This is a genomic window from Corynebacterium sp. MSK218, assembly GCF_030232655.1.
Taxonomy (GTDB): Bacteria; Actinomycetota; Actinomycetes; order Mycobacteriales; family Mycobacteriaceae; genus Corynebacterium.
On record NZ_JASPGN010000015.1, the window covers coordinates 44424 to 66905 of the forward strand.

Annotated in this window: 26 protein-coding genes and 1 tRNA gene; 10 read left to right on the top strand and 17 right to left on the bottom strand. The window is 60.0% G+C overall.

The window, feature by feature from the left end; genetic code table 11:
* Window positions 1-10: 10 nt before the first annotated feature.
* The 4 genes from QP922_RS11295 to QP922_RS11310 all read right to left on the bottom strand — a co-directional run bounded on the left by QP922_RS11295 (window position 11) and on the right by QP922_RS11310 (window position 4631).
* Window positions 11-1954 carry a galactan 5-O-arabinofuranosyltransferase gene (locus tag QP922_RS11295; RefSeq protein WP_284809575.1) on the bottom strand — a complete coding sequence of 648 codons (1944 nt, stop codon included), beginning with the start codon at window positions 1952-1954 and terminating at the stop codon, window positions 11-13.
* Window positions 1955-1992: 38 nt separating this feature from the next.
* Entirely contained in the window at window positions 1993-2751 is a 759-nt protein-coding gene (dprE2, locus tag QP922_RS11300; RefSeq protein ID WP_284809576.1) for a decaprenylphospho-beta-D-erythro-pentofuranosid-2-ulose 2-reductase, read from the bottom strand.
* Window positions 2752-2765: 14 nt separating this feature from the next.
* The gene (gene dprE1, locus QP922_RS11305; protein WP_284809577.1) at window positions 2766-4181 is read right to left on the bottom strand and encodes a decaprenylphosphoryl-beta-D-ribose oxidase; all 1416 of its coding nucleotides are present in this window, start codon (window positions 4179-4181) and stop codon (window positions 2766-2768) included.
* Between the two features lie 171 nt (window positions 4182-4352).
* Entirely contained in the window at window positions 4353-4631 is a 279-nt protein-coding gene (locus QP922_RS11310) for a hypothetical protein (RefSeq protein WP_284809578.1), read from the bottom strand.
* Between the two features lie 36 nt (window positions 4632-4667).
* Between QP922_RS11310 and QP922_RS11315 the strand changes: the two genes are divergently transcribed.
* From QP922_RS11315 to QP922_RS11330, 4 genes are read left to right on the top strand one after another with little or no spacing between them, the layout of a single operon-like run.
* Window positions 4668-5090 carry a hypothetical protein gene (locus QP922_RS11315; protein WP_284809579.1) on the top strand — a complete coding sequence of 141 codons (423 nt, stop codon included), beginning with the start codon at window positions 4668-4670 and terminating at the stop codon, window positions 5088-5090.
* Window positions 5091-5110: 20 nt separating this feature from the next.
* Entirely contained in the window at window positions 5111-5986 is an 876-nt protein-coding gene (locus tag QP922_RS11320) for a plasmid pRiA4b ORF-3 family protein (protein ID WP_284809580.1), read from the top strand.
* An 11-nt stretch (window positions 5987-5997) separates the two neighbouring features.
* Entirely contained in the window at window positions 5998-6420 is a 423-nt protein-coding gene (locus QP922_RS11325) for a GtrA family protein (RefSeq protein ID WP_502869611.1), read from the top strand.
* A gap of 10 nt (window positions 6421-6430) precedes the next feature.
* Window positions 6431-6889: a GtrA family protein gene (locus QP922_RS11330; protein WP_284809581.1), complete on the top strand. Its 459-nt coding sequence runs from the start codon at window positions 6431-6433 to the stop codon at window positions 6887-6889.
* A gap of 30 nt (window positions 6890-6919) precedes the next feature.
* On the opposite strand, the gene glfT1 is transcribed toward QP922_RS11330, so the two are convergent.
* Entirely contained in the window at window positions 6920-7834 is a 915-nt protein-coding gene (gene glfT1 / locus QP922_RS11335; RefSeq protein ID WP_284809583.1) for a galactofuranosyltransferase GlfT1, read from the bottom strand.
* 33 nt (window positions 7835-7867) lie between these two features.
* Here glfT1 and QP922_RS11340 point away from each other — a divergent pair, with 33 nt between their 5' ends.
* A complete protein-coding gene (locus tag QP922_RS11340; RefSeq protein ID WP_284809584.1) occupies window positions 7868-8473 on the top strand; it encodes a GNAT family N-acetyltransferase in 606 nt (201 codons plus the stop codon).
* Window positions 8474-8584: 111 nt separating this feature from the next.
* On the opposite strand, the gene wzt is transcribed toward QP922_RS11340, so the two are convergent.
* Together wzt and wzm are read right to left on the bottom strand one after the other, a co-directional pair.
* Window positions 8585-9382 (bottom strand): galactan export ABC transporter ATP-binding subunit Wzt/RfbE, encoded by a 798-nt coding sequence (gene wzt / locus QP922_RS11345; RefSeq protein ID WP_284809586.1) that lies wholly within the window; start codon window positions 9380-9382, stop codon window positions 8585-8587.
* 12 nt (window positions 9383-9394) lie between these two features.
* On the bottom strand, window positions 9395-10246 hold the full coding sequence (gene wzm, locus QP922_RS11350) for a galactan export ABC transporter permease subunit Wzm/RfbD (RefSeq protein ID WP_284809611.1): 852 nt from the start codon (window positions 10244-10246) through the stop codon (window positions 9395-9397).
* A 195-nt stretch (window positions 10247-10441) separates the two neighbouring features.
* On the opposite strand from wzm, the gene QP922_RS11355 reads away from it, so the two are divergent.
* Window positions 10442-11653: an aminotransferase class V-fold PLP-dependent enzyme gene (locus QP922_RS11355; RefSeq protein WP_284809587.1), complete on the top strand. Its 1212-nt coding sequence runs from the start codon at window positions 10442-10444 to the stop codon at window positions 11651-11653.
* A gap of 17 nt (window positions 11654-11670) precedes the next feature.
* Here the strand turns inward: QP922_RS11355 and QP922_RS11360 are convergent, their stop codons facing one another.
* Window positions 11671-12627: an NAD(P)H-quinone oxidoreductase gene (locus QP922_RS11360; protein WP_284809589.1), complete on the bottom strand. Its 957-nt coding sequence runs from the start codon at window positions 12625-12627 to the stop codon at window positions 11671-11673.
* Window positions 12628-12642: 15 nt separating this feature from the next.
* Window positions 12643-13539, bottom strand: coding sequence for an NAD(P)/FAD-dependent oxidoreductase (locus QP922_RS11365; protein ID WP_284809591.1), 897 nt, complete (start codon window positions 13537-13539; stop codon window positions 12643-12645).
* A 227-nt stretch (window positions 13540-13766) separates the two neighbouring features.
* Between QP922_RS11365 and QP922_RS11370 the strand changes: the two genes are divergently transcribed.
* Both QP922_RS11370 and QP922_RS11375 read left to right on the top strand, forming a co-directional pair.
* Entirely contained in the window at window positions 13767-15494 is a 1728-nt protein-coding gene (locus QP922_RS11370) for a SulP family inorganic anion transporter (RefSeq protein ID WP_284809593.1), read from the top strand.
* A gap of 113 nt (window positions 15495-15607) precedes the next feature.
* Window positions 15608-15695, top strand: a tRNA-Ser gene (locus QP922_RS11375).
* 12 nt (window positions 15696-15707) lie between these two features.
* Here the strand turns inward: QP922_RS11375 and QP922_RS11380 are convergent.
* The gene (locus QP922_RS11380) at window positions 15708-15992 is read right to left on the bottom strand and encodes a hypothetical protein (protein WP_284809594.1); all 285 of its coding nucleotides are present in this window, start codon (window positions 15990-15992) and stop codon (window positions 15708-15710) included.
* A 54-nt stretch (window positions 15993-16046) separates the two neighbouring features.
* On the opposite strand from QP922_RS11380, the gene QP922_RS11385 reads away from it, so the two are divergent.
* On the top strand, window positions 16047-16187 hold the full coding sequence (locus tag QP922_RS11385) for a type II toxin-antitoxin system Phd/YefM family antitoxin (protein ID WP_284809595.1): 141 nt from the start codon (window positions 16047-16049) through the stop codon (window positions 16185-16187).
* Between the two features lie 78 nt (window positions 16188-16265).
* Here QP922_RS11385 and QP922_RS11390 read toward each other — a convergent pair whose 3' ends face one another.
* Genes QP922_RS11390 through QP922_RS11405 form a run of 4 tightly spaced genes read right to left on the bottom strand, consistent with a single transcriptional unit; the run spans window position 16266 to window position 18348 of the window.
* Complete coding sequence (locus tag QP922_RS11390; protein ID WP_284809597.1) at window positions 16266-16535, bottom strand: type II toxin-antitoxin system RelE family toxin; 270 nt, start codon at window positions 16533-16535, stop codon at window positions 16266-16268.
* Between the two features lie 9 nt (window positions 16536-16544).
* On the bottom strand, window positions 16545-16799 hold the full coding sequence (locus QP922_RS11395; protein WP_448314931.1) for a type II toxin-antitoxin system Phd/YefM family antitoxin: 255 nt from the start codon (window positions 16797-16799) through the stop codon (window positions 16545-16547).
* 57 nt (window positions 16800-16856) lie between these two features.
* The gene (locus QP922_RS11400) at window positions 16857-17612 is read right to left on the bottom strand and encodes an NAD-dependent deacylase (protein WP_284809599.1); all 756 of its coding nucleotides are present in this window, start codon (window positions 17610-17612) and stop codon (window positions 16857-16859) included.
* A gap of 4 nt (window positions 17613-17616) precedes the next feature.
* Complete coding sequence (locus tag QP922_RS11405) at window positions 17617-18348, bottom strand: DUF1648 domain-containing protein (RefSeq protein WP_284809601.1); 732 nt, start codon at window positions 18346-18348, stop codon at window positions 17617-17619.
* Between the two features lie 722 nt (window positions 18349-19070).
* On the opposite strand from QP922_RS11405, the gene QP922_RS11410 reads away from it, so the two are divergent.
* Window positions 19071-19385: a DUF4288 domain-containing protein gene (locus QP922_RS11410; RefSeq protein ID WP_070596302.1), complete on the top strand. Its 315-nt coding sequence runs from the start codon at window positions 19071-19073 to the stop codon at window positions 19383-19385.
* Here the strand turns inward: QP922_RS11410 and QP922_RS11415 are convergent.
* The 3 genes from QP922_RS11415 to QP922_RS11425 form a co-directional block, all read right to left on the bottom strand.
* Window positions 19382-19507, bottom strand: a complete 126-nt coding sequence (locus tag QP922_RS11415; RefSeq protein ID WP_284809604.1) for a type II toxin-antitoxin system RelE family toxin — start codon at window positions 19505-19507, stop codon at window positions 19382-19384. The genes QP922_RS11410 and QP922_RS11415 overlap by 4 nt on opposite strands.
* A 120-nt stretch (window positions 19508-19627) precedes the next feature.
* Entirely contained in the window at window positions 19628-20710 is a 1083-nt protein-coding gene (locus QP922_RS11420; protein ID WP_284809605.1) for a ThiF family adenylyltransferase, read from the bottom strand.
* A gap of 845 nt (window positions 20711-21555) precedes the next feature.
* Window positions 21556-22398: a trypsin-like serine peptidase gene (locus QP922_RS11425; protein WP_284809607.1), complete on the bottom strand. Its 843-nt coding sequence runs from the start codon at window positions 22396-22398 to the stop codon at window positions 21556-21558.
* Between the last annotated feature and the right edge of the window lie 84 nt (window positions 22399-22482).

Here is a 22482-nt window from a genome sequence, read left to right on the forward strand (position 1 = left end):
AGAAATGCTGTTACGTACGCGCCGCCACAACGAAGGGACCAATTTGAGCTAATTCCCAACCCTTCTCAAAAACCTCGGGGTTGAAGAACACCGCACGGTAGCGCACGTTGGGTTGGTTCGGGTAGATATCCTCCGCCAAGTGCGTCTTGTACCCGTCCCCGGGTTCTTCCACGTCACCGCGGAAGATGAGGACATCGGGCGCGCGCCAAGGCGAGGAATCGAGAGATGCTGCAAACTCCTCGGGGCTCTGCTCCCAGGATCCCTTCGCCCAATCCTCAATCTGCAGGTTACGGGTGGTGAACTCACCGAGTGGGTTGGCGTAGTGGCTGGTGAAGGCGTTGAACCCATAGTAGGGGTTGTAGGCCATGAAGAGTTTTTCGTCGGTCAGCACGACGGTGTCGTTAGCCGCGTGGCCCTGAGCATCGATGAACTCTCGAATCTTGCCATAATCAGCAGCGGAATCACTGGTGTAACGGTCAGCGCGCTCGCCATAGCCATCGGTGTCGGTATAGGCGTGATCAAGCGCCGACTCGTTGGTGGCAGGGATCTGCTGGGCATAGTAGACGCCGCCCATGCCCAAAATGATGGCGAAGGCTACCGTGACTCGCTTGCTCGTGGTGCCGATCATGTGTGCTGGGTAGAGGGATGGCAGCCCCATCAGCCGGAAATCGGCGAGCGCGAGGATGCCGGCGGTGGCGAAGAGAAGCACCACGACGATTTCGAGGCGGAAGCCTAACAACGTGTGTCCAGCCAGGGTCATGACCATGGAGGCCACGGTCCACAGGTAGGTGCCCACGAGCGCGGTGCTCAGTGAACGAAGATCCGGCTCATCGATGCGCAACACCAGATACACCAGGCCAATAATGCTGAGAATGCCGATGACAGACAGCGAGAGGAAAGGCGCAGGTATCTGGGTGCCTTCCTCCGGTAGGTAGTGCTGCGCGGCAGATTCCACAGGACCCGCGGCCTGCAGGACACCAATGACATAAGGAGCCCAAGCGATGGCCGCGATGGCCAAGGAGCCGACGGCGATGGCGGCGAGATGCACGAAGGGAGTCCACGTGCGCTCCGATACGCCGATAACGAGCGCGATGAGGGTAACAATAGTTAGCGACACCGCTCCGGTATAAAGCGTGTAGAAGCACGCGGAGATACCCAGGTAGAGGGCAATAGCGAGCGTTGCGAACCAGGAGCCGTCGAAGGCACGGGAACACAGGAGGGCGACTGCAGGCACGCCCATGGCGATGACCGCGGAATACGGCTCCTCGGCACCCAGAGTGAGCGTCACCGCGGTCGTGGTCAGCGCGATAGCGGTGGCCACGGGCAGGGAACTGACCAAACGCTGCCACAAGGGAACCAGGATGCACCCGGCTACTGCCAGCGAGATGAGTGCCCACGGCTGGTAGACCTCCCAGCCAGGCATATTGAGAAGATTAGCCAAGCGGCCACCCATCCAGAACCAGCCCAAGGGATAGAACGTGGGCAGCCCCTCATAGTTCATGTCCGCATAGGAGCTGGCCTCAGTGGCACGGGTCAGGAATTGGGTACGGAAGACTTGGTCCACCTGGACGCCATCAAGCCACAGGCGCGACGCCGAAAGCGGCAAGCCGATAGTGGCGAGGGTCAGCAAGGCAGGGGAAATGTAGCACAGCGCAGTAGTGAGCCACGTGCGCCAGCGCGGGCGCTGGGTGCCATTGTGCTCGTCATAGAGCCACCACACGCACAGCGCGCCGACGAGTCCGACGGTCAGCACCGTTCCCGTCGTGCTGAGAGCACGAGTGACCATGGAGGTGCTAAACGCGGGCAAAGAGACCGTCTTGAACGCAAAGAAGCCAAGGAGCGTGATGAGGCCGCCGCCAAGAGCGGCGGCGGCGATACCCACAAGGCTGGCGCGACGCGAGAGACGGTCAGCGTCATATTCCATGGCGGGGGACATGGCAGGGGACTCAGTCATGCTTCAAGTCTCCCACATGCCACGGACTTAGCGGAACTTTAGAACGGCAGCTTTCGGAAGATTGCCTGCGGGATGAACTTGAAGCCCAAAGACACGTACTCGAAGAGCGGGTGTACGTAGATGGACTGCTTGCCATCCAACACAGCCTTGACGGTGGCCTTGGCCACGTCAGAGACGTTAACGGTCAGCGGTGCTTCGCCAGCTTCGGCGGACATCTTGGTGCGCACCTGGCCCGGGCGGACCACGAGCACCTTGGCCCCAGAGCCGCGCAGGGCCTCGCCCAGGTTGATGAAGAAGCCATCGACGCCGGCCTTGGAGGCACCGTAGACAAAGTTGGAGCGGCGCACGCGCATGCCTGCGACGGAGGACAGCGCCACGATGGTGCCGTGGCCCTGCTCCTTGAATTTCTGGCCCAACAGCACGCCGAGGGACACCGGTGCGGTGTAGTTGGTCTGCGCAGACGCCACGGCCTTGGCCTGGTCCTGCCACAGCTCTTCTTGGTCACCAAGGGTTCCGAAGGCAACGATGGCGATGTCGACGTCGCCACGCTCGAAGGCGCGGTTGACGACGCCCTCGTGGCCGTCGAAGTCAGTTGCGTCAAAGTCGATGACCTCGACGTCGCCACCGCGGGACTCGATGGTTGCGCGGGCATCCGCGATGCGCGGCGAGTCGGCACGAGCCGCCAGGGTGACCTTGGCCGGGCCACGCTCGAGGAATTCCTCGACGATGCCCAAGCCGATTTCGGAGGTGCCGCCGAGAAGGAGGATGTGTTGTGCTTGGCCTACTGCGTTCAGCATGAGGTGATTCCTTTCTAGTGCAGCTCGAGGCGGCGGGACATATCGGAGGCGAAGACGCCGGTCGGGTCGATGTCGTTGCGGGTCTTGAGCCAGCCCTCGAGGCCCGGGTACATCTTGTGGAAATTCTCTGCCGAGGTGCGGGACTCCTTAGCCAGGTAGAGACGGCCACCGAATTCCATGACGCGCTTATCCAGATCGTCGAGGAAAGCGCCCAGGCCCGGCTTGATGGGGAAGTCCACGCAGACGTTCCACCCCGGCATCGGGTAGGACAACGGAGCCTTGTTACCAGGGCCGAAGAGCTTGAACACGTTCAGAGCGGAGTAGTGTCCGGACTTCTGTATGTCGCGGATGATGTCCTTGAAAGGCTCGACGGCGTCGGTCGGCACCACGAACTGGTACTGGAGGAAGCCGTTGGAGCCATAGCCGCGGTTCCACTCGCCGATGAGATCCAGTGGCTGGTAGAACTGCGTGAGGTTCTTGACCTGGTTTCGCGCCGGGGAACCCATGAGGTAGTACGCCTCACCGATAGCCATGAGAGACAGCTTGTTCATGGTGAAGTTCGGGAAGATGTCCGGAACCGTCATGAGCTGCGGGGCGTTGAACTTCAGCGGATCCTTCGCCAGCTTCGGGGCGAGCTCTTCCAGCTGTGCCAGCGTGGCCAGGGAACCACGGGAAATGGTGGAGCGGCCCAGCTTCGGCTCTGGGGAGATGACGTCGAACCAGGCGGAGGAGTACGTGTAGTTGTGCTCCGAACCGTCGGAGTGGAAGGCGACGGTCTCATCGAGGTTGCTCGTGCGGTCGGTATCCGCGATGAAGTAGGCGGTCTCCGTCTTGGTCATCTTGATCTTGGCGCGGAGGATGATGCCGGTCAGGCCCATGCCGCCGACGGTGGCCCAGAAGAGCTCGCCTTCCGGATCCTCATCTGAGCCTTCCGGGGTCAGGTGCAGGACGCGGCCATCGGCCACGAGCAGCTCCATGGAAATGACGTGGTTACCGAAGGAACCTGCAGAGTGGTGGTTCTTACCGTGGATATCCGGGCCAATCGCACCACCGATAGTGACTTGGCGGGTACCTGGCAGGACCGGGACCCACAGTCCGTACGGCAGGGCGGCCTTCATGAGCTGGTCCAGGGTGACGCCACCGTCAACGTCGACGATGCCCGACTCCGGATCGATGGAGTGGATGTTGTTGAGGGCCTGCATATCGATGACGAGGCCGCCGCCGTTCTGGGCGGGGTCACCGTAGGAGCGGCCCATGCCGCGAGCGATAACGCCGCGGCGCAGGTGGGATGGTTTATCAGCGTTGTCCTCAGCAACCTGGGCAACGGCGGTCTTGATGACGTCCACATCCGGCGTGGACAAGACATGAGCGGTCGACGGCGCAGTGCGGCCCCAACCGTACAGGGACTTCTCAGTAGTATGCAGTTCCATCTCTTCTTCTTTTGACTCGATGTGATGGGTCGATTCTCCACACTACATAGCAAGAGCGACATATGGCGTGAGGGAAAACGTGAGATTAGGTACACATACAAAACGAACCGGACACCCGTACTGTCCGATTGTGCCCATTTTGGTACAGGCTACGAGTCGAGGAGTATCGACTCAGTACAGATCCATGATGTCTCTGATCTCCTCGGGCAGTTCCTCTTGGCTCGTAATCTCCGGTCCCTCATACTCGCGAAGGAGCTCATAGACCCTCGTCCGCGAGGCAGAATCGAGGATTGGCAGCTCTTCGGCGATGAGCCTGGTCATGAAACCGTCGAGAGGCAATGCGGTGTGCTCGGTGGCCAGAAAGTGGCCGTGGCGCTTATCGTCCTCAGCACGGTCGTCGTGAGCCGCGCGCTGCGCCGGGGTGAGGTGCTCATTCTTGGAGGAGTACATGCACGGTAGCCTACCGTCCGCCTAAAGTAGGGCGGTATGACTTCTCCCAAGACCGACAATTACGCGCTGGATGACACCTTGCCCGGCCGTATCACCCAGGCCGCAGCCGTCGGCATTATGACGGCGTTCCCTGACTGGATCAAGAATAAGACCGCCCTGGTCTGCGCCTACGTGTTGTCTTTCCTCGGATTCGGTGCGCTCGTAGCCTACGTCAACGCGGAGAGCCACGAGGACCGACCGGAGCCGGAGACTCCCGACGTCCCCGTGTGGGCCATCCCGGTTGCCTTCGGCATTCTGGTGCTTGGCGGCTGGCTTTCCATCAAGACTCAGCAGAGCCTCGTGGGCTTCATTCGCCGCCGCGGAGTGTCTAAACCATGGACTGTGTGGGGCGCCATCGGTGCTGCGCTCGTCTTCGTTCTGAGCGAGCTGGAGGCGCGCGAGAACGCCGCCCGCAACTAAAAATGCGTATGGTGGGGCACATGAGCTCAAAGGTCACAGATCTGGCGCAGGTCCGCGCCGATCGTGGCGACGCCGCTCGTACTCTGCTCTGCCAGGTCTCCAACGTCCGCGCGGACGCTGAAGTACATCGTCAGATTGGTTTCTCTGACGCGCTGACGCTCAACGAGCTTCACCACATTCTCGAGGTTTGCTTCGGCCTTCCGGACGAAGATTCACCGTGGCACTTCTTCGAGCACCACGACGCCCGCGGCGGGCGCATTGATCCGCATCACGCCGTGCGCGAATTCCTTCGCCGTGAAGGTGAGCAAATGGATTATGCCTGGGGACTGTGGGATTTCGAGATAGTTGTTGTGGAGACATATCCACGTGATGGCGGCACCCCTGAGGCTCTGTGCGTGGGCGGCTCTGGTTCTTTCCACACGCCGTTTGATCTCACCGCTGTTAATGCGGAACTCACGGGTCAAGAAACCATCGACGAGGTCCTCGAGCTTGTCGTAGCCCCCGTCCGCGCGCTCATCGAGCGCACCCGGCTCTACGACTTCGTCCCGCTCCTCCAAGCACTAGACCTGCGCCGCGAGATAAGCGCCGATGCTTCCACACTCAGCCAATTGCGCACGTTGCCGCGTGAGGTCACCAACGAGGGCAAAGACGCTTTCTGGTCCATGGCTCTGGCATTGTCCTGCATGGGTGGCCGTGAGCTGACGGATTCCGTTGTGGAAACGTCGATGGCGGCGCTCGGCTGGGTCGATGATGATGGCGAGGAACTTCGCGGCCCTGAGATCCGTGACTTGTGTACTGCGTCCCTCGAGGTTTTGGCGTCCTTAGGAGCCTATGGCGCAAATGCCGCCGCGCCGGTAGATCGCTTGGACATTTACCGTGCCCTTGTGCGCGGGTAAAGTATTCGGCCGTGACTAAACCAACCTCGACCGGTGACTCCACTCTGAAGACGCAGCTTGTCCGCTTCGTCTCCGTCGGTGTCTTCACCGCCGCCATTGACTATGGCCTTACCTTATTCCTTACCTATCTTGGGATGCATCGTTCCCTAGCCAAGGCTATCGGCTGGGTCTTTGGCACCATTGCAGCCTATGTGGCCAACGCTCGGTGGACCTTTGGCGCACAGGTATCCGGCCGTACTGCCGGCGCGGTGGGCATGCTGTATCTATCCACCTTTGCGGTCCAGAACTTCCTCTATTGGGTGCTCAACGCTCCTCTTATTAGTTTGGGCTTTGAGGGTGCCCTCAAAGACACCATTGCCTTCGTCATCGCGCAGGGCGTGGCAACGGTGACTAACTTCGCTATTCAGCGCGTCTTCATTTTCAAGGGCAAGTAAACTTCCTGCTATGCCGACTCGCGCCGAACGCCTTTCCCAGTCGAATTCCCTGCATGCGCAGGGCGCGAAGTTCGCTATTACGGGAGCAATCGCCGCGGTTATCGACGTCTCCATAACCTGGCTCTTCCAGATTGGTTTGGATCTCTTTGGTGACGTGACCTCGCGTACCTTGGGCTTTGCCGCTGGCACCCTCGTGGCGTACTTGCTTAATCGGCGGTGGACCTTCAATGCAAATGCATCGAAGCGTCGCTTTGCGGCCGTTATCGCTACCTACGCCATGACTTATGCGATCAATATCCTCTTGTATCGCTGGGCGTTTCCCTTCTTCGACCACAACCTGGAATGGCCCTCCTCGTGGGCGCTAGCCGTGGCTTTCGTCATTGCGCAGGGCACGGCGACGATTATTAACTTCCTTGTGCAGCGCTGGGTTATTTTCCGCAGCACGCGGAAATCTTTTGAAGTGGAGTAGCGCTGGGGCGTTGCAGACTCTTTATGGTCTTTAGGGGCGGCGGAAGTCTTCCTTGCGGCCACGGTTGTGTAGGCGCAGCCACTCCACAAATCCCTTGACGTCATGCTGCTGGACTAGGAAGAACCAGCCGAAGCGCGCGAACTCCTGTGGCAGGAGCTTGCGCATGCCGCGCTGCCACAGCAGGTAGCCGCGATTGCGGTAGGTGAAGAAGCGCTTGAACTCGCCTTCCGGGTACTGGGTGTGCATTTTTCCGCCGAGGATAGGCTTGAACTCATCGGAGCCGTCTGGGTGTAGGTAGCTCGTGGTCAGCGCGGTGCCGAAGCTCAAGCCTGAGTTGACCAGGCGGCGGTGGTACTCCACTTCATCGCCGCGGATGAACAGGCGGTAGTCCGGCACACCGATGATCTCCATGGCCTCGGCGGAGATGAGCGCGCCATTGAAGAGGGAGGCGATGCCGGGGAGAAAATCACCTTCCAGCTCGCTCAGGTAGCGCCGCCATACCAGGCCCTGGCGCAGCGGGAAAGCCAGTTTGGCAGGCTCGTTGATGTTGCACACGGCGGGGGAGACCTCGTGCAGACTGTTTTCTTCCGCGACGCGGTAGAGCTCTTCGAGCACGTGATGATCGGCGGGGCGGCCATCATCATCAGCGCACCACACTGCGTCCGCGCCGAGGGCCAGTGCGGTGAGGAAGCCCAGCGCGAAGCCGCCCGCGCCGCCGAGGTTGGTTTCGGAAGGCACGTAAACGCCGCGCTCGCCGGCCAGTTCGTGGAGTAAATCCTCCACGGCTTGTTCCGCGCCGTTGTCCACCACGATGACCCACTGCACCGGATGCGTCTGGTTCACCACCTGCTCAAGGGAAGCGCGCAGCAGCTCCACGCGCTGGTGGGTGACGATCACAGCGGCCGTCGTTCCGGTTTGGGACAAGGTGGCAGTCATGCGTTCCATTGTGCCACCCACAGTGCTCAGTAGGATGTTGCCATGGCTGTGAAAGATATCGAAGAGATGTGGGCTCCGTTCAAACTCACGGTGCAGGTAGGCGAGCTGACCCTGCGGGTGCTGCGCGACAGTGACATTGCCGCTATCCACGGTGTTAGCGCCGCTGAGATATTTGGTGAGCCGCTTCCGGAGTACACGTTTCCGTGGTTGAAAGGGAAGCCGGACCCGAGCTTCCGGTGGGCGCACCGTGTGCACATGTCCCCGGAAGAATGGTCGCTCGACTTCGGAGTGCATCTTGATGGTGAGATCATCGGCTCGGTGGATCTGCGGGCCCAGAATTTCTCCGATAACCATGAGGTCGAAACCGGTTCGTGGATTTACCACCGCCTTCAGGGCCGCGGGATAGGTACCCAGATCCGCCACGCCGCTGCAGTCTTCTGCTTTGAGTACTTGGGTGCATGCCAGCTGCGCTCCGAGTGGGAGCCGGGAAATGAAGCTTCCCAGGCGGTATCGCGCAAGCTGGGCTACGCCATCGAAGGCAACAAGGCAGTGCTGCGCAAAGAGGATTACCAGCCGGGGCCGGAAGTGACTGTCAGTGGCATGACCGAGGAGCTGGGTGCGATGCTCGGGGTGAGGTGCCCTAAGTGACGAAAGTTTGGTCAGCCATTCGCTGAGGGCCGGCAAGATTGGCAGCTAGGGCAGTAGGAACAGCGAGGATTTCGTGAAAACAAGTGAATAGTTGCCTGTTTTCACGGAAACTTAGGCGTTCTCCTCGTTATCGAAGCGCTTGCGCAGATCGCGAACATACTCGCCAACCTCGGGCCCCTCGTACTGCCCTACGACATCGGAGACCTCGCCCACGGAGCGAATCTGACCGTGGTCGATCCACAAGGCGGTATCGCACAGCTGGGCCAAAAAGTCATTGGAGTGGGAAGCGAAGACCAGGATGCCGGAGCGCTTCACCAGATCCTGGAGGCGCACACGGGCCTTGGCCATGAAGGCGGCGTCGACGGCGCCAATGCCTTCGTCGAGAAGCAGGATCTCCGGCTCAATCGAGGTCACCACGCCCAGCGCCAGGCGCACGCGCATACCGGTGGAATAGGTGCGCAGCGGCATAGAGAGGTAATCACCCAGCTCAGAGAACTCCGCAATCTCATCCATTTTGGCTTTCATCTGCTTGATGGTCTGGCCCAAGAAGAGGCCGCGGATGATGATGTTGTCGTAGCCGGAGACCTCCGGGTCCATGCCCACGCCCAAGTCGAAAACAGGGGCCACGCGCCCGCGCACATCGGCCGTGCCGCGAGTCGGCTCATAGATGCCGGAAAGCAGGCGCAGCAAGGTCGTTTTACCAGCACCGTTGTGACCAACGAGCCCCACGCGGTCGCCTTCACGCAGGTGAAGGTTGATGTCTTTAAGTGCCTCCACCATGACCACGTTCTGGTCATTCTTACCAATGGAGCCACCAGCCGTGGAGAGCATCGCTTTCTTTAGCGAACGAGACTTGGCATCAAAGATGGGAAAGTCCACGCAAGCGTTATACGTATCAATGGAAACCATGGACAATCCTTTCTAGACCCAGTAGGAGACGCGGAAACGCCACTGACGCATGGCCAAACCGGCAATGAGCAGGCCGACGACGGTGCAGCCCATGACGATGAACCAGTGATAGGCCGGCACGTGCACACCGATGAGCGGGCCGCGGACAATCTCCATGTAGTGATATAGCGGGTTGAGCTCCGCAATACGCGCGCGGCTTGCCACGGCTTCGCCCTGTTCCTTGAGTGTGCTCGTCATCCACACGATCGGCGTGACGTAGAAGAGCAGCTGTGTCAGTGCCTCCAGCAGCGGGGCGACGTCACGGAAACGAGTGGCGATGATGCCGAAGAACATGGCGACCCACACACCGTTGATCAGCAGGAGGGCAAAGGCCGGAATGCACAGGAAGAACTCCCAGCCCAGGCTGCGCGGGAAGATAATGATGAGCAGAAGCCAAATGATGAGGTTGTGGCCCAAGAAGAGGGTCTGCCGCCAGACTAGGCGGTAGACGTGGACCGAAAGCGGCGCAGGCAGCTGCTTGATCAGACCCTCGTTCTCAATAAAGACAGTGGCGCCTTCCTTGATGGCACCCGAGATGAAGTTCCACATAATGAGGCCCACTGTCACGTGGGGCAGGAACTCTGCCACTGGGATCTGGAAGAGCATGGAGTACAGCAGGCCCAAGGCCGCAGCCATGACACCGGTGGCGATGGTGATCCAGAACGGGCCCAGCACCGAGCGGCGGTAGCGCTGCTTGATGTCTTGGATACCCAGCTTGAACCACAGCTCGCGCTGGCGGGCGCCTTGCAACAGGTCGGCGAAAGCCGCCGACATGGTCATAGACCGCGAAGCCGGCTCCTCGCCGGGTGCAGGCGGAGTGGTCATGCGGGCGACGTCGTCACGCAGGTTTTTCTTGTCTTGCACGCCCTTCACACTAGCGCGCGCTTATGCCAAACAGCTACACACACGCCCGCCACCTGCGAAAACATCGACGAGCTGGGAAAACCTCGGGTTAGGAAAGATTTACGTGGGGAGTATAGAGTAGGGAGTCGATCGGACGATATGAGAAAGGGCCGCAGCATGACGCAGCAGTATGACGTCGCCAGTGTGCGAGGTCTTTACACTGGGCTGTCCGATGGCTGGACCTACCTCAACGCGCATGCCGCGCCGCAGATTGCGGAGCGCGTGGCCTCGGGTGTGGCCCGTTCCTTCCGCACGTCCGCCACGGTCAAGCCGCAGGAGGATACCGTCGGCGCGCACTCGGCTCGCCGCGCGCCGGGCGAGTTGCTGGCGGATGACATGTATTCCTCCGCACGCCGAGCCGTGGCCGATCTCACGGGTGCGACGGCAGACCGGGTCATCCTCGGCCCGTCCCTGCCGGTGCTCTACCAGTCTCTGGCGGCAGCGCTGCGTCCGCTTGTACGCCGTCAGTCCTCAGTGGTGCTCTCGCGCCTCGATCCCCCGGAGCTGTCCAGGGCATTCGCGCACCTCGATGCTGACATCCGCTGGGCCCAGCCAGACCTGGGCACGGGTGAGCTGCCGGCGTTCCAGTATGCCGAGTTGGTCGATGGTTCCACGCGGTTCGTGGCCTTCCCCGCCGCGCACGAGCTGCTGGGCACGGTCACGCCGACGGCGGACATCATTGATGCGGTCCATGAGCGTTCCCGAGCCTGGGCGCTTGTCGACGTCTCCTCGGTAGCCCCCTACCGCCGCATCGAATTCGACTCTGTGGGCGCGGATATCCTCGGCGTGGATCTAGGCACACTGGGCGGGCCGCAGTTGGCGGCGCTGGTCTTCCGCGATACCGCAATGTTCCGCCGCCTCGATGACCTAGTGGTTGGCCCGGTCTCGCCGGGCCTGGCCGGTGGCGTGGGTCCGCTGGCGGATCACCTCGCTGCCCTGGCCGGTGGCGAGCGCGGTTCGCGCCGTGTGCGCCTGGGACGCTCGCTCGATGCGCTGTCGTCTTACATGGAGGAACTCTGCGGTGATCTCTACAGCCTGTTGGGCACTCTTCCGGCAGTCCACATCTTGGGCGTAACAGGTGAGGCGGCTGCCGATGCCTCTGATGACCGCCTCCCGCGGCTTACCTTCGCCGTGCGCGACGTGCCCGCGGATGTGATCCACCGCCGCCTCTTTGACAACGGCCTCGTCACCACCACCGCGCCGCACACGCCGCTGCTCACCGAGATGGGTGTGGATGAGGTCGGCGGCGCCGTGACGGTTTCCCTGAGCCCGTTTAGCACCTACCACGACATTGAGCACTTGACCCGCGTCGTGGCGTCCTTGGCTTAGCTCCTCAACGAGGGAGGTTAGACCTCGAGGACGAGCTTGCCCGTGACCTCGCCGGAGTCGAGGGCTTTGTGGGCTTCGGAGGCGTCGGCCAGCGCGTAGGTGGCGTGCAGGTGGTGCTTGACGCTGCCCTCTTCCAACCACGGCCAGACATTTTTAACGGTGTTCGCAACGATGGCGGCCTTGCCCTCCAACGAACGGGAGCGCAGCGTGGTGCCTTGCAGAGTCAGGCGCTTGCTCAGCAGAATAGCCATGTTGAGCTCGGCCTTCGTGCCACCCTGCATGCCGATAGTGACCATGTGGCCGCCCTGCGCCAGCGCAATGAGGTTTTTCTTGAGGTACTTCGCACCCATGATGTCGAGGATGACATCGCACTGGTTCTTCAGTTCCTCGGCGAAATCCTGCTCGTTGTAATTGATGAGAATGTCCGCGCCGAGTTCCTTGCAGGTCTCGAGCTTCTCATCGGAACCAGCCGTCACGGCGACGGTGGCGCCGAGCTGCTTGGCCACCTGGATGGCGAAGGTGCCGATGCCACCCGCGCCGCCGTGGATAAGAATGGTCTGGCCTTGAGTAAGACCAGCTTCCATGGCGATGTTGGACCATACGGTGCAGGCCACCTCGATGACGGATGCGGCCTCGGCAAAGGAATAGCCGGTGGGGATGGGCAGCAGCTGGCCTTGGGGCACGGCCACGTACTCGGCGTAGCCGCCGCCGGCCAGCAGCGCGCCGACCTTGGAGCCCACCTCGACGTCGGTGTCGCCTGCATCGACGACCTCGCCGGCCACTTCAAGGCCGATAATCTCCGAAGCGCCTGGCGGTGGCGGGTAGTGTCCGCGGGCCTGGAGCAAGTCGGCTCGGTTCACGCCGGCGGCTTTGACCTTAACGAGGACTTCGCCTGGGCCTAGCTGCGGCTTATCTGCATCGCCCAGCTCTAGCGAGCTTGGGTCTTCCGGATTGGTCTGAATGATGGCTTTCATGCCACACCACCGTACTTAAATCCAATCATCCTCGACGAGGAAGCCGTTGACCGTAATAGCAGCAGCATTGGCCTGGCCCATGGCCATCGCCACCTGTGCGCCTGGATTGACCACGTTGCCCACCGCCCAGACGCGCGGGTGGCTGGTGGCACCGGTGAGATCAGCCTCGATCAGGCTGCCGCCCATCGCAGCCGGTGGGCTGTGGCGCTTGAGGTTGAGGTCAGCGAGGAACTCATCGTGGGGGCGGGGAATGGGCATGTAAAACAGTGCATCGACGGCATGCTCTTCGCTTTCCAGCAGGACTTTTCCGTCCCGGAAGGCGGTGACGGGGCCGTCGATAAGCGCAATGCCCCGCCGAGTCAGGTCCGCGCGCTGCTCGTCGGTGAATTCCATTCCATTGGTGAAGAAGGTGATGTCCTTCGACCACTGGCGCAGAACCGCAGCATGGTGGAAGGAGAACTCGCCGATGTAGAGCACGCCGAGCTTCTTGTCCGCCACCTCGTATCCGTGGCAGTAGGGGCAGTGGAGGACCGTATTTCCCCAGTTTTCTTCCAAGCCCGGGATGTTGGGGTGCTCGTCGTCCACGCCGCTGGCGACGATGATAGAGCGGGCAGCGATGGTCTCACCGTTGCTCAACGTGGCGGTGAGCGTGCGGTCATTATCGGTGACAGAATCCACGGTGGCGTTCACGATCTGGGCGCCATAGCCGCGCAGCTGTTCCTTGCCGCGCTCCTGGAACTCAAGGGGTGGCGTGCCTTCGAGGGCGATGACACCGTGGATTTCGTGGGCAAAGCGGTTGCGGGGAGTGGCGGAATCAACAACGAGGACACTGCGGCGCGCGCGAACCATGACTAGGGCTGCCTGAAGGCCGGCCGCGCCACCGCCGATGATGAGGGTATCTACTGTTTGCATGGCCCCGAGTAAACCAGAGGAGGGCGCGTGCGGCAATGGTTTTCAGTAAGTGGTGTCGGGTGCTGTGCTCATCCCTGACTTGGCTCAAATTAGTGCCGAAGGGTTGGGGTGTGGTGGGAATTCGTCAACATGAGGCATCGGTCAGAATTGGGAATGCGGCCCGTCGAAGGAGGGCGCCTTGTGTATCCTTTGGATGTCGTTGAGCCTCTAAGGAGCAAGAAAGTAGTATGACCTACCCTTCCACCGTCTCCAAGGTGGGCATCCGATCCCGTGCCCTGCGTTTCGCACCGCGCCGCTCGGACTGGTCCCGCGCGACGATCGGGCGCGACCTCTCGGCAGGCCTCATGGTGGCCCTCGTTGCACTCCCCCTCGCGCTCGGCTTCGGAGTTGCGTCCGGTGTCGGCGCGGCAGCCGGAATTACGACGGCCATCGTCGCGGGCATCCTGGCCGCAGTCTTCGGCGGTAGCAACGTCCAGGTAAGCGGCCCGACCGGCGCAATGACCGTGGTGCTCATCCCCATCGTGGCCGACCATGGTGCCGATGGGGTGCTCGTCGTCGGCGTGCTGGCGGGGCTCATGCTGCTCTTGCTGGCATTCACCGGCGCTGGCCGCGCGATGAAGTACATGCCTTTGCCTGTCGTTGAAGGTTTCACAGCCGGTATTGCGGTGATCATCGGCCTCCAACAGCTACCTGCAGCACTCGGTGTTGACGTAGATGGCGAGAAAGTCCTCGGGTTGGCGTGGGACGCAATCAAAGCTTGGTTAGATGCTCCGGTATGGCAGGCACCCGTTATGACCCTCGCGGTGGCGGCCGGAATCGTGGTTGCTGCCCGCATTCGTAGTGGCTTTCCCGCGGCGCTGGTGTTGGTAGCTGCCGCGACGGCCATCAACATGCTGGCAGACGGCGGTCTGAAGACTATCGGCTACATCCCGTCGACGTTGCCCGCCCCGCGCTTGCCACAGATCCCGTGGGAGCACCTGGATTCCTTGCTGTTAGCGGCGGTCGCCGTCGCAGCGCTCGGTGCGTTGGAATCGTTGCTGTCCGCGACGGTTGCCGACGCAATGACCGTCGGTGACCGGCACGATCCTGACCGCGAGCTCTTTGGGCAGGGCGTGGCCAACGTCGTCGCGCCCTTGTTCGGCGGGATTCCCGCAACCGCCGCGATCGCCCGAACTGCTGTCAACGTGCGAGCAGGCGCGGGTACGCGCCTGGCAGCGGTGTTCCATTCGCTGCTCCTGCTCCTCGCCGTACTCGTCGCGGCCCAGTGGGTGGGCGAGATCCCTCTCGCCGCGCTCGCCGGTGTACTCATCGCCACTGCGATCCAGATGATCCACCCGCGGAATATCCGCTCGGTGATACGCGCCACCAAGGGTGACGGGGCTACCCTGCTCATCACGGCTGCCGCCACCGTCGTGTTTGACCTTGTCGTCGCAGTGCTCATCGGTCTTGTTATAGCGGGCTTCTTCGCGCTGCGCGATACCGCCCGCACGGCGGTGTTAGAGGCCGCCCCACTGGAGACGGGAGACCACCGCGACAAGGAACGCGAGCTTCTCGACGAGCACATCGCCGCCTTCCGCTTGGAAGGCCCACTCTTTTTTGGCGCAGCGCACGATTTCCTCCTCGATCTCGCTGATGCCTCGTCGGTCAAGGTTGTCGTGCTCCGCATGCGCTACGTCACGACGATCGACGCCACTGGCGCCCAGATGCTCGCCGACACGATCGGGCGCCTTGAACGTCACGGCACCCGAGTTCTACTCTCAGCTACGAAGCCCGAACATGTTCCGGTGTTGCGCGAACTCGGCGTATTCGACCAGCTTGCGCACGAGAATCACGTTTTTGACGACACTCTCGACGCCATCGCCCACGCCCGACTGCATGTCTCGCGCATTCAGCATGAGGAGTCTGATGGTGCACCCGCGGCGTCGCAAAGCAATCAGCACGACGAGCAGCACTGACGAACCTGCGGTCGTGAGGCCATAGTCGGTGACGTGATGAGGCGAATTCTTCTCCCGCGGCGGAGTCTAGTACTCTGAACGTGTTGCGCGCGGTGCATGCTGACGCGTGACGAGGAGGCGTGGCAGAGCGGCCGAATGCACTGGTCTTGAAAACCAGCGTGGGGAAACTCACCGCGGGTTCAAATCCCGCCGCCTCCGCCAATTTTTTGGGGGTCATTGGTAGCGGCTTTGCTTCTTTTCCTGTGCGGCCGTAATGAAGCTCAGAATGCATCCTGCCAGTAGGAATCCGCTAATTTGCAGGTGGGTGGCCCAGTTTCCGCCGCCGCCAGGCAAAGCGAGAAAAATTGAAAATGCAACTGCGGCAAGGCAGTGGATGGCTAACCGGCTATGTGCGCCTAGACGTCGTTGTGGCCAGGCTTTCCCGATGGCCCAGCTCACTGCTGTGAGAATGGCGTAAAAGGTGATTCCCGCTAAGGCTCCTGGAACAAGGTAGAGCATGGGTTTACCTCCTCTCGGGGGAATAATGGTTGTGGTAAGGAAGGCGGTTTCGTGATGTCAGAGGATAACTATTCGGCGTGGGTAGAGACTGATTATCTTTTCGGCTCCCCAGTCAATGCTCGCCGGCTACTGGAGTCTTATGAGCAAGTGCTGGAGGGAAAGGCTAAGGAGCACGACATCGATCTGGATGTGTAAGAACTATCTTCCGATCTAAGTGGAGTATTCACCTTCTGGCAGGGGGAGCCGGGTTTGTTTGTCTGAGAGGAATTTTTCCTATTTCCGGTAAACATCTCGTCGGTGAGCAACGCGTAGGACCAGCACCACGAGTTTTCCGTCTAAGATTTCATAAACCACGCGATAGTGTCCGACTCGAATTCTGTACAAGTCGTCTGAGGCTTTTAGCTTCTTTACTCCATCCGGGCGAGGGGTAACGGCCAAGTCTTCGATTGCAGCAAGTAGTCGCCTTTGTGTCGGCCTGTCGATCTTGCGTAGCTCCTTGGCTGCGGATGCCTTATAGGTGATGCGATAAGTGGAGTTAGCCATAGAAGGCGATTAGGTGAGGCCCAGTTCTTTTTTAAGGTCTTCGTGTGAAATCTCTACGGACTCTCCTCGGGCAAGTTCAGCGGCCTGAACATCTTCACGATCTTCCAGTGCTTCGACTGCGCGAGCGAAAAATGAAGGAGAGACGACAAAAGCGCGAACACGACTTCCACGGCTAGTGATGGCGACGGGTGTGTGCTGTGCCTCGTCAAGAATCTGGCTTTGGGATTGGCGGAATTGGCTCGACGCCACTGACATCGTTTTCATACTGCAAATGTACATCTTGTACATTTCGGTGGGCAAGGGCTGCGGGATTTCTGGTTGCTACTTGTCTTTGCCATCGATTCGCCCCGCTAAGATGCGAGGCAGCGCCTCCGCTGCGGTGGCGGTGACCACCACGCTGGCAAGCGGCGAGAGGTCCGTGGGCTGCGGGGTGACTTCCACGATGGGGATGCCGCGCGCGTGGGCAATCTGTGGCAGGCCGGCGGCGGGGTAGACCACGCCGGAGGTGCCCACGATGAGCAGCGCGTCCGCGGTGGACATGCGGCGCTCGGCCTCGGCCCATTCGTCGTCGGGCAGGGCTTCGCCGAACCATACGACGCCCGGGCGCACGAGCCCACCGCATACGGGGCACTCGGGTGGAGTGATGCTCTCGACCGGTTCGTTCGGCAGTGCAATGTCCTCGTCATATGGCGTATCGCAATCGGTGCAGCGGAAGGAGAACAAGGAGCCGTGCAGGTGAACCACGTCTTGGCTTCCGGCGCGCTCGTGCAGGTTATCGATGTTTTGCGTGGTCACCGTCATGCCACGTGCGGCAGCAATTGCGCGGTGCCCGGCGTTGGGCGCGGCCCGCTGCGCCAGCTGGGCGCGCCACAGGTACCAGGCGAACATGGGCTTAGGCTCGGTACGCCATGCGCTTATCGACGCCATCGCCACCGGATCCACATTCTCCCAGACGCCCGTCTGCGCATCGCGGTATGTGGCGATGCCGCTATCCGCGCTCATACCCGCGCCGGTGAACACTTCGACGTGGGCGGCATCAGAAAGAATCGAGTGTGCGCGCTCAAACAGGTGCTCCATGCATCTAGCGTACGGTGATGAGCACGCAGAATGCTATGGATGCGGCGAGAGCGATGCCCATGCGCCACAGGTAGCGGCGGCCAGGTTCGTGTGCGGTGTTGATCTGGAGCTTCGAAGGATTCATGGAAAAGACTGCCATGCACATCGGGTCTTTAGGTTCTTTGTAGACTCCCATGCCACCGGCAAAGCGGAGTGCTTCGTTGCGAACCTGTTCATCATCGTCGGTTGGTATCGCTTTCACGTCCTTCGCAGATTTCAGCGTTAATCGGACGCCCTGAACCATGACGAACACGGTGAAGGCTATCCACGCGACCACGAGGAGAAAGCCTGAGAAGGGGATATCCGGAATGACGGTGCAGACCGCAGTGAGGCACAGGCAAGCCGTCATGGTAAGGACTGTCTGGGCAATGAACGTGGTGGTCTTTACAGTGAGTAGCTCCGCGCGCTGTGCGGTGGCCTCGGAGAACGGAAGAGCTGACTCTAGTGGAACCGCCATGGTCCTTCGTGCCAGCGAGACCGGCGGCACGCACAGTGGCAGCGCAATGGCGAACACGATGCCGATCCAAACCAGGACCGTTGCGTTGAGGTAAGACTTCGGCTCGAAGTGGTCCGGGTTGCCCGAACCATCGAAGTGGACCGGGATGGGATCGGGGACCGAGTCCCAGCGCAGCAGCATGTACACCAGCGTGAGAGCACACACCACAACGGTGGCGACGTAATACTGGCGGCTTCTCATGGCAGTGAGCTTACAAGGTGCCCCGTTGTTGGCTGCGCTGCGGGAGTCGGATTCTTACATGGTTCCCTTCATAAGGTTCGCTTGGGAGCAAGTAAACCATCTGCACCTAGGTAGATGGTTCGTTTGGGTGCAAACAAACCATCTGACTAGAACCATGTGAGGGGAACCCTTTGTGGGGCAAGTAGTACGGACTCTTGGGGGCTGATTGGTCGATGAAGGGGGCAAAGATGGTCCCTTCAAATTGGTCTCTCTACTTTGGTCCTTTCACTGGGTAAAGGGACCATCTGGGTACAAGAAACTGGCTGTAAAAGGTCCCTTTACAGTGAGTAGGGACCAGAGTATGGGGACCAAACTAAAGGGACCATGCGGCAGGGGCGTCGAGAAGGTGGAACCGCCAGCTGAGGGGTAGAGAATCTCATGGCCAGTGGCGTGACGCTAGTCGTCCAGGTCCTGCTCGGCTTCTAGGTCATCCGGAGAGATGGTCTCCAAATCGCCGCGGCGTGCGGTTTCGGCCTCGGACTCAAGCTCAGAGAAGTGTTCTTGCCAGGCGTCGATGCCGCCGCGCAGTGAGTAGACGTTGCTGAAGCCGCGGGCGCGGAATGGGTCTTCATGGCAATGAACTTAAAGGGCGACCGGCTGACTTTTTCCACGCTACGTGGTCTGGGTGAGCAGGTAGAGTTGAGTCCAAGCTGACCAAGAACCGGAAAGGACAGTAGCCGGCAATGGAACCTTATGTTGGAATTGTCGTGATGGAACTTGCTAAAAAGTCCAGTTCATCTCCCCAAAGCTTCTTCCGTGAGGACTTTTATATTGTGTATGCGGAGTCGGACGAGAAGGCTCGAGAACGCGTTGAAGCGATGGCGAACGAGCAGGCTGATGGTGAGGACGTGAAGGTACGGCACATCGTGGATGTTGCGCCAGCCCTCTATGGTTATGTAGACCGCGATTGCGATCTCTACTCGCGGCACTTTGCGAACCTAGAGGACTACGAGCGTTTCGAGATGAAGCTCGGCGGAACCGACCCGCTGGCTGATTAATCGTAGACTTCGCGTCGGTGACCTAAGTCAACAACGGTGACCGTGACTGTGTTTTCGTATATTGCCGCGATAACGCGGTAGTCCTCGACTCGCCAGCGCCACAGACCGGATTTATCCCCCACGAGACCCTTGCCGCGCGAGCGCGAGTCATCGAGTTCTGCCGTTTAGCGAAGAAACCTGCTGACTCTCTTCCGCGTGGCCTGTCTAACTTTCGGAAGGCTTTCGCACCCCGCGGCGTGAAACTAGTCGGCCACGCCCTGCTCGGCTTCTAGGTCATCGAGAGAGATGGTCTCCAGATCGCCTCGGCGGGCGGCGGTGGCCTCGGCCTCGAGTTCGGAGATGTGCTCTTGCCAGGCGTCGATGCCGCCGCGCAGTGAGTAGACGTTGCTGAAGCCGCGGGCGCGTAGGGCCTCGACGGCCTGAGAGGAGCGCAGGCCGCTGGCGCAGTAGAGGACGGCGAGGTCCTCAGATTTTAGGGGTGGGTTGTGGCCGGCGAGGATGTCATCGAGCGGGAGATGCTGTGAGCCGGGGATGAGGGAGGTGGCGCGTTCGGGGGAGGTGCGGACGTCGATGAGCGTGGCGTCTTCTGGGATCTCGCGAACGTCGGTGGGGTTGTCGGGGCGCGCCGGGGTGGCGCCGTTCGCGCGCACGGGGATGTACTCCCAGGTCCCGGCGAGGGAATCGTAGTAGCCCAGCGTGCCGATGAGCGGGGTGCCGATGCCGGTGAGGAGCTTGAGCGCCTCCACCGCTAGGGCGGAACCAGCCACGCCGACGACCGGTCCCATCACGCCGGCCTGCGAACAGGAGGGCACCTGCGGATCGGTGGGGAAGAGGTCCTCGTAGACCGGGCCGTGGCCGGAGTGGAAGACAGTGAGCTGCGCGTCGTAGCCCAAAAGCGAGGCCCACACGTGCGGAATGCCCAGTTCGTGGGCAGCCCAGGAGGCGAGGTGGCGGGAGTAGAAGTTATCGGTGCCGTCCATGATGAGGTCAGCACCGCGCAGCTGGTCGAGGGCGGTATCGGGTGTCAGGCGTGAGAACTGCTCGACGGTGCACTCCGGGTTGAGGGCACTCAAAGCCGCAGCGGCGGATTCGGTTTTGGGCTGGCCCACGGTCGCCGTGGTGTGGATGACCTGACGGTGCAGGTTGGAGAGGGAGACGGTGTCGTCGTCGAAAAGCAGGATGCGCCCCACGCCAGCGCCTGCCAGGTAGAGCAGGGCAGGCGAGCCCAAGCCGCCGGCGCCGATGACTGCGACGGTGGAAGAGCGAAGTCGTTGCTGTGTGGAGGTTCCCCACAGGGTTTCCTGGCGTGCGTAGCGTGAGCTCATTCTGAAGTTCTCCGAGCTTTCCCTGGGCTTGCCTTGATTTCAATAACTCCTTGGGACGGGATTCTGAATCCAAATCTCCCTGGCACTCTCAAGGCGTCACAACTCCACAGTTAAGAGCTACTTAACCCTTATGTACCCTTTTTGATAGATGCGCCGATTTGGCCGCAGTACCCGCATGAGTACTGTGGCCAAATTTTGGTGGACAGTTTAGCAAGATCCTATCACTCTTTATCGAGCGATTAATAGACTGCTAACTCCACTTAAAATACCGATCATGCCGCTGACTGACGAAAGACTAAATGGTTATTGGGCCAGAAAAGGTAGCAGACGGCTAGGAACACCACGACTATTCGCCCAACCAAGCTAGGGAAGAAAGCTGTAATAGCTATCGTTGCAGCAAAGAGGAAAATGGAACGCACACGATGCATCCAAGGAGATACCGCTTTTTCATCCATGATCATGGAAATGCCAAAGAGGATTACTCCCAATATTGAATAGAGCCACAAATATCCATAATCGAAAAAGTGTTCAACTCCATGTTTTTCAATAATATCCGAGGGAATATGGTGGCAAAAGCCCACAGAGATTCTGGAAAGCGAATAAACTTTGGATCTTTATCCATCCGCATTAGTCATCCTCAATCTCTGCGGTAATTGGCGGAAATCCCCGCTTAGAGTACCAGGTAAGAGCCGGTTTAGCGTTGGGGTCTTCACATGGCGCCTTTGCTTTGGCCCTGTTTGGCTCTGCCACCATGGCGCCCCTTGGCTTGGTGGATTGCGCAACAAATGGATACTGGGCCGCATTCCGGATGAGGCAGAAACTCCTAGGTGTCGTGAGGGGCTTTGTCACGGTCTGATGTAGGGGGCAACAGGCGGGGGAGCTGCAGCGGGAGCATACTTAAGGCCGTTTTCTGCTTTAACTTTTTCTTGCGGTGAAAGTCCCGCGTTAGAGTTGATGGTTTCATGTACCCAGTTAGCCCTTGGGGGAAGGTTTGTATGCCACATGGGCCTATCTTGTCCATCGGTGCATTCTGGGTTAAATCCGCCGGCAGTGTGTATTGCATAGAGAGTGTTGTCTTTGTAGACAGGTGCTCCTGAATCTCCACCACAGGATCGTGAAGGCGTTGACGATTTTCCTTTCAACAGATCTGTATACGTAACGTTTCCGAAGTTCAGGGAGTCTACTTTTTCGGAAATGACTGTTGACGCCGAAGAAGCATAGTCATGAGGTTGACCATAACCAGTAAGTATGGCTTGATCCCCGATTTTCAACGCCTCTGTGGCCAAGGTAAATGAATCGGCGTTGATTCCGTCCCCGACTTTAATCAGCGCAATATCTTCAGTAGAAGACTTGGTATACATAGCAGCGATACCTGCAACTTCACCATCTGATTGGCGGAGAAAACCATCCATAAAAGGTGAATCAGAGACGCAGTGATGCGCAGTCAACCAGAAATTGTCCCCTGCATAGCTTGCAGTGCAATCACGCCGAACACGTTGTTGCTGTGAGTCATCCAAACTCGGAGCTACGGACCACACAGCCGCAATACGATTATCATTCACCGGCACTGTACTGCTTGCCCGCAATGAAGCGAAGTCATTATCTGCAGCGACGGCCACAACAGGACAAAACCCTAACACAGTAAATACACAGGCTAGGGAGAAGGAAAAGAGTTTGACGATATTCATGGATACTCCGCAAGGTCAGCAATGAGATCTTTCATTTCAGCAGCGTAGCCTGCCACTAGGCTATAAGCTGTTCCAAAAGTACAA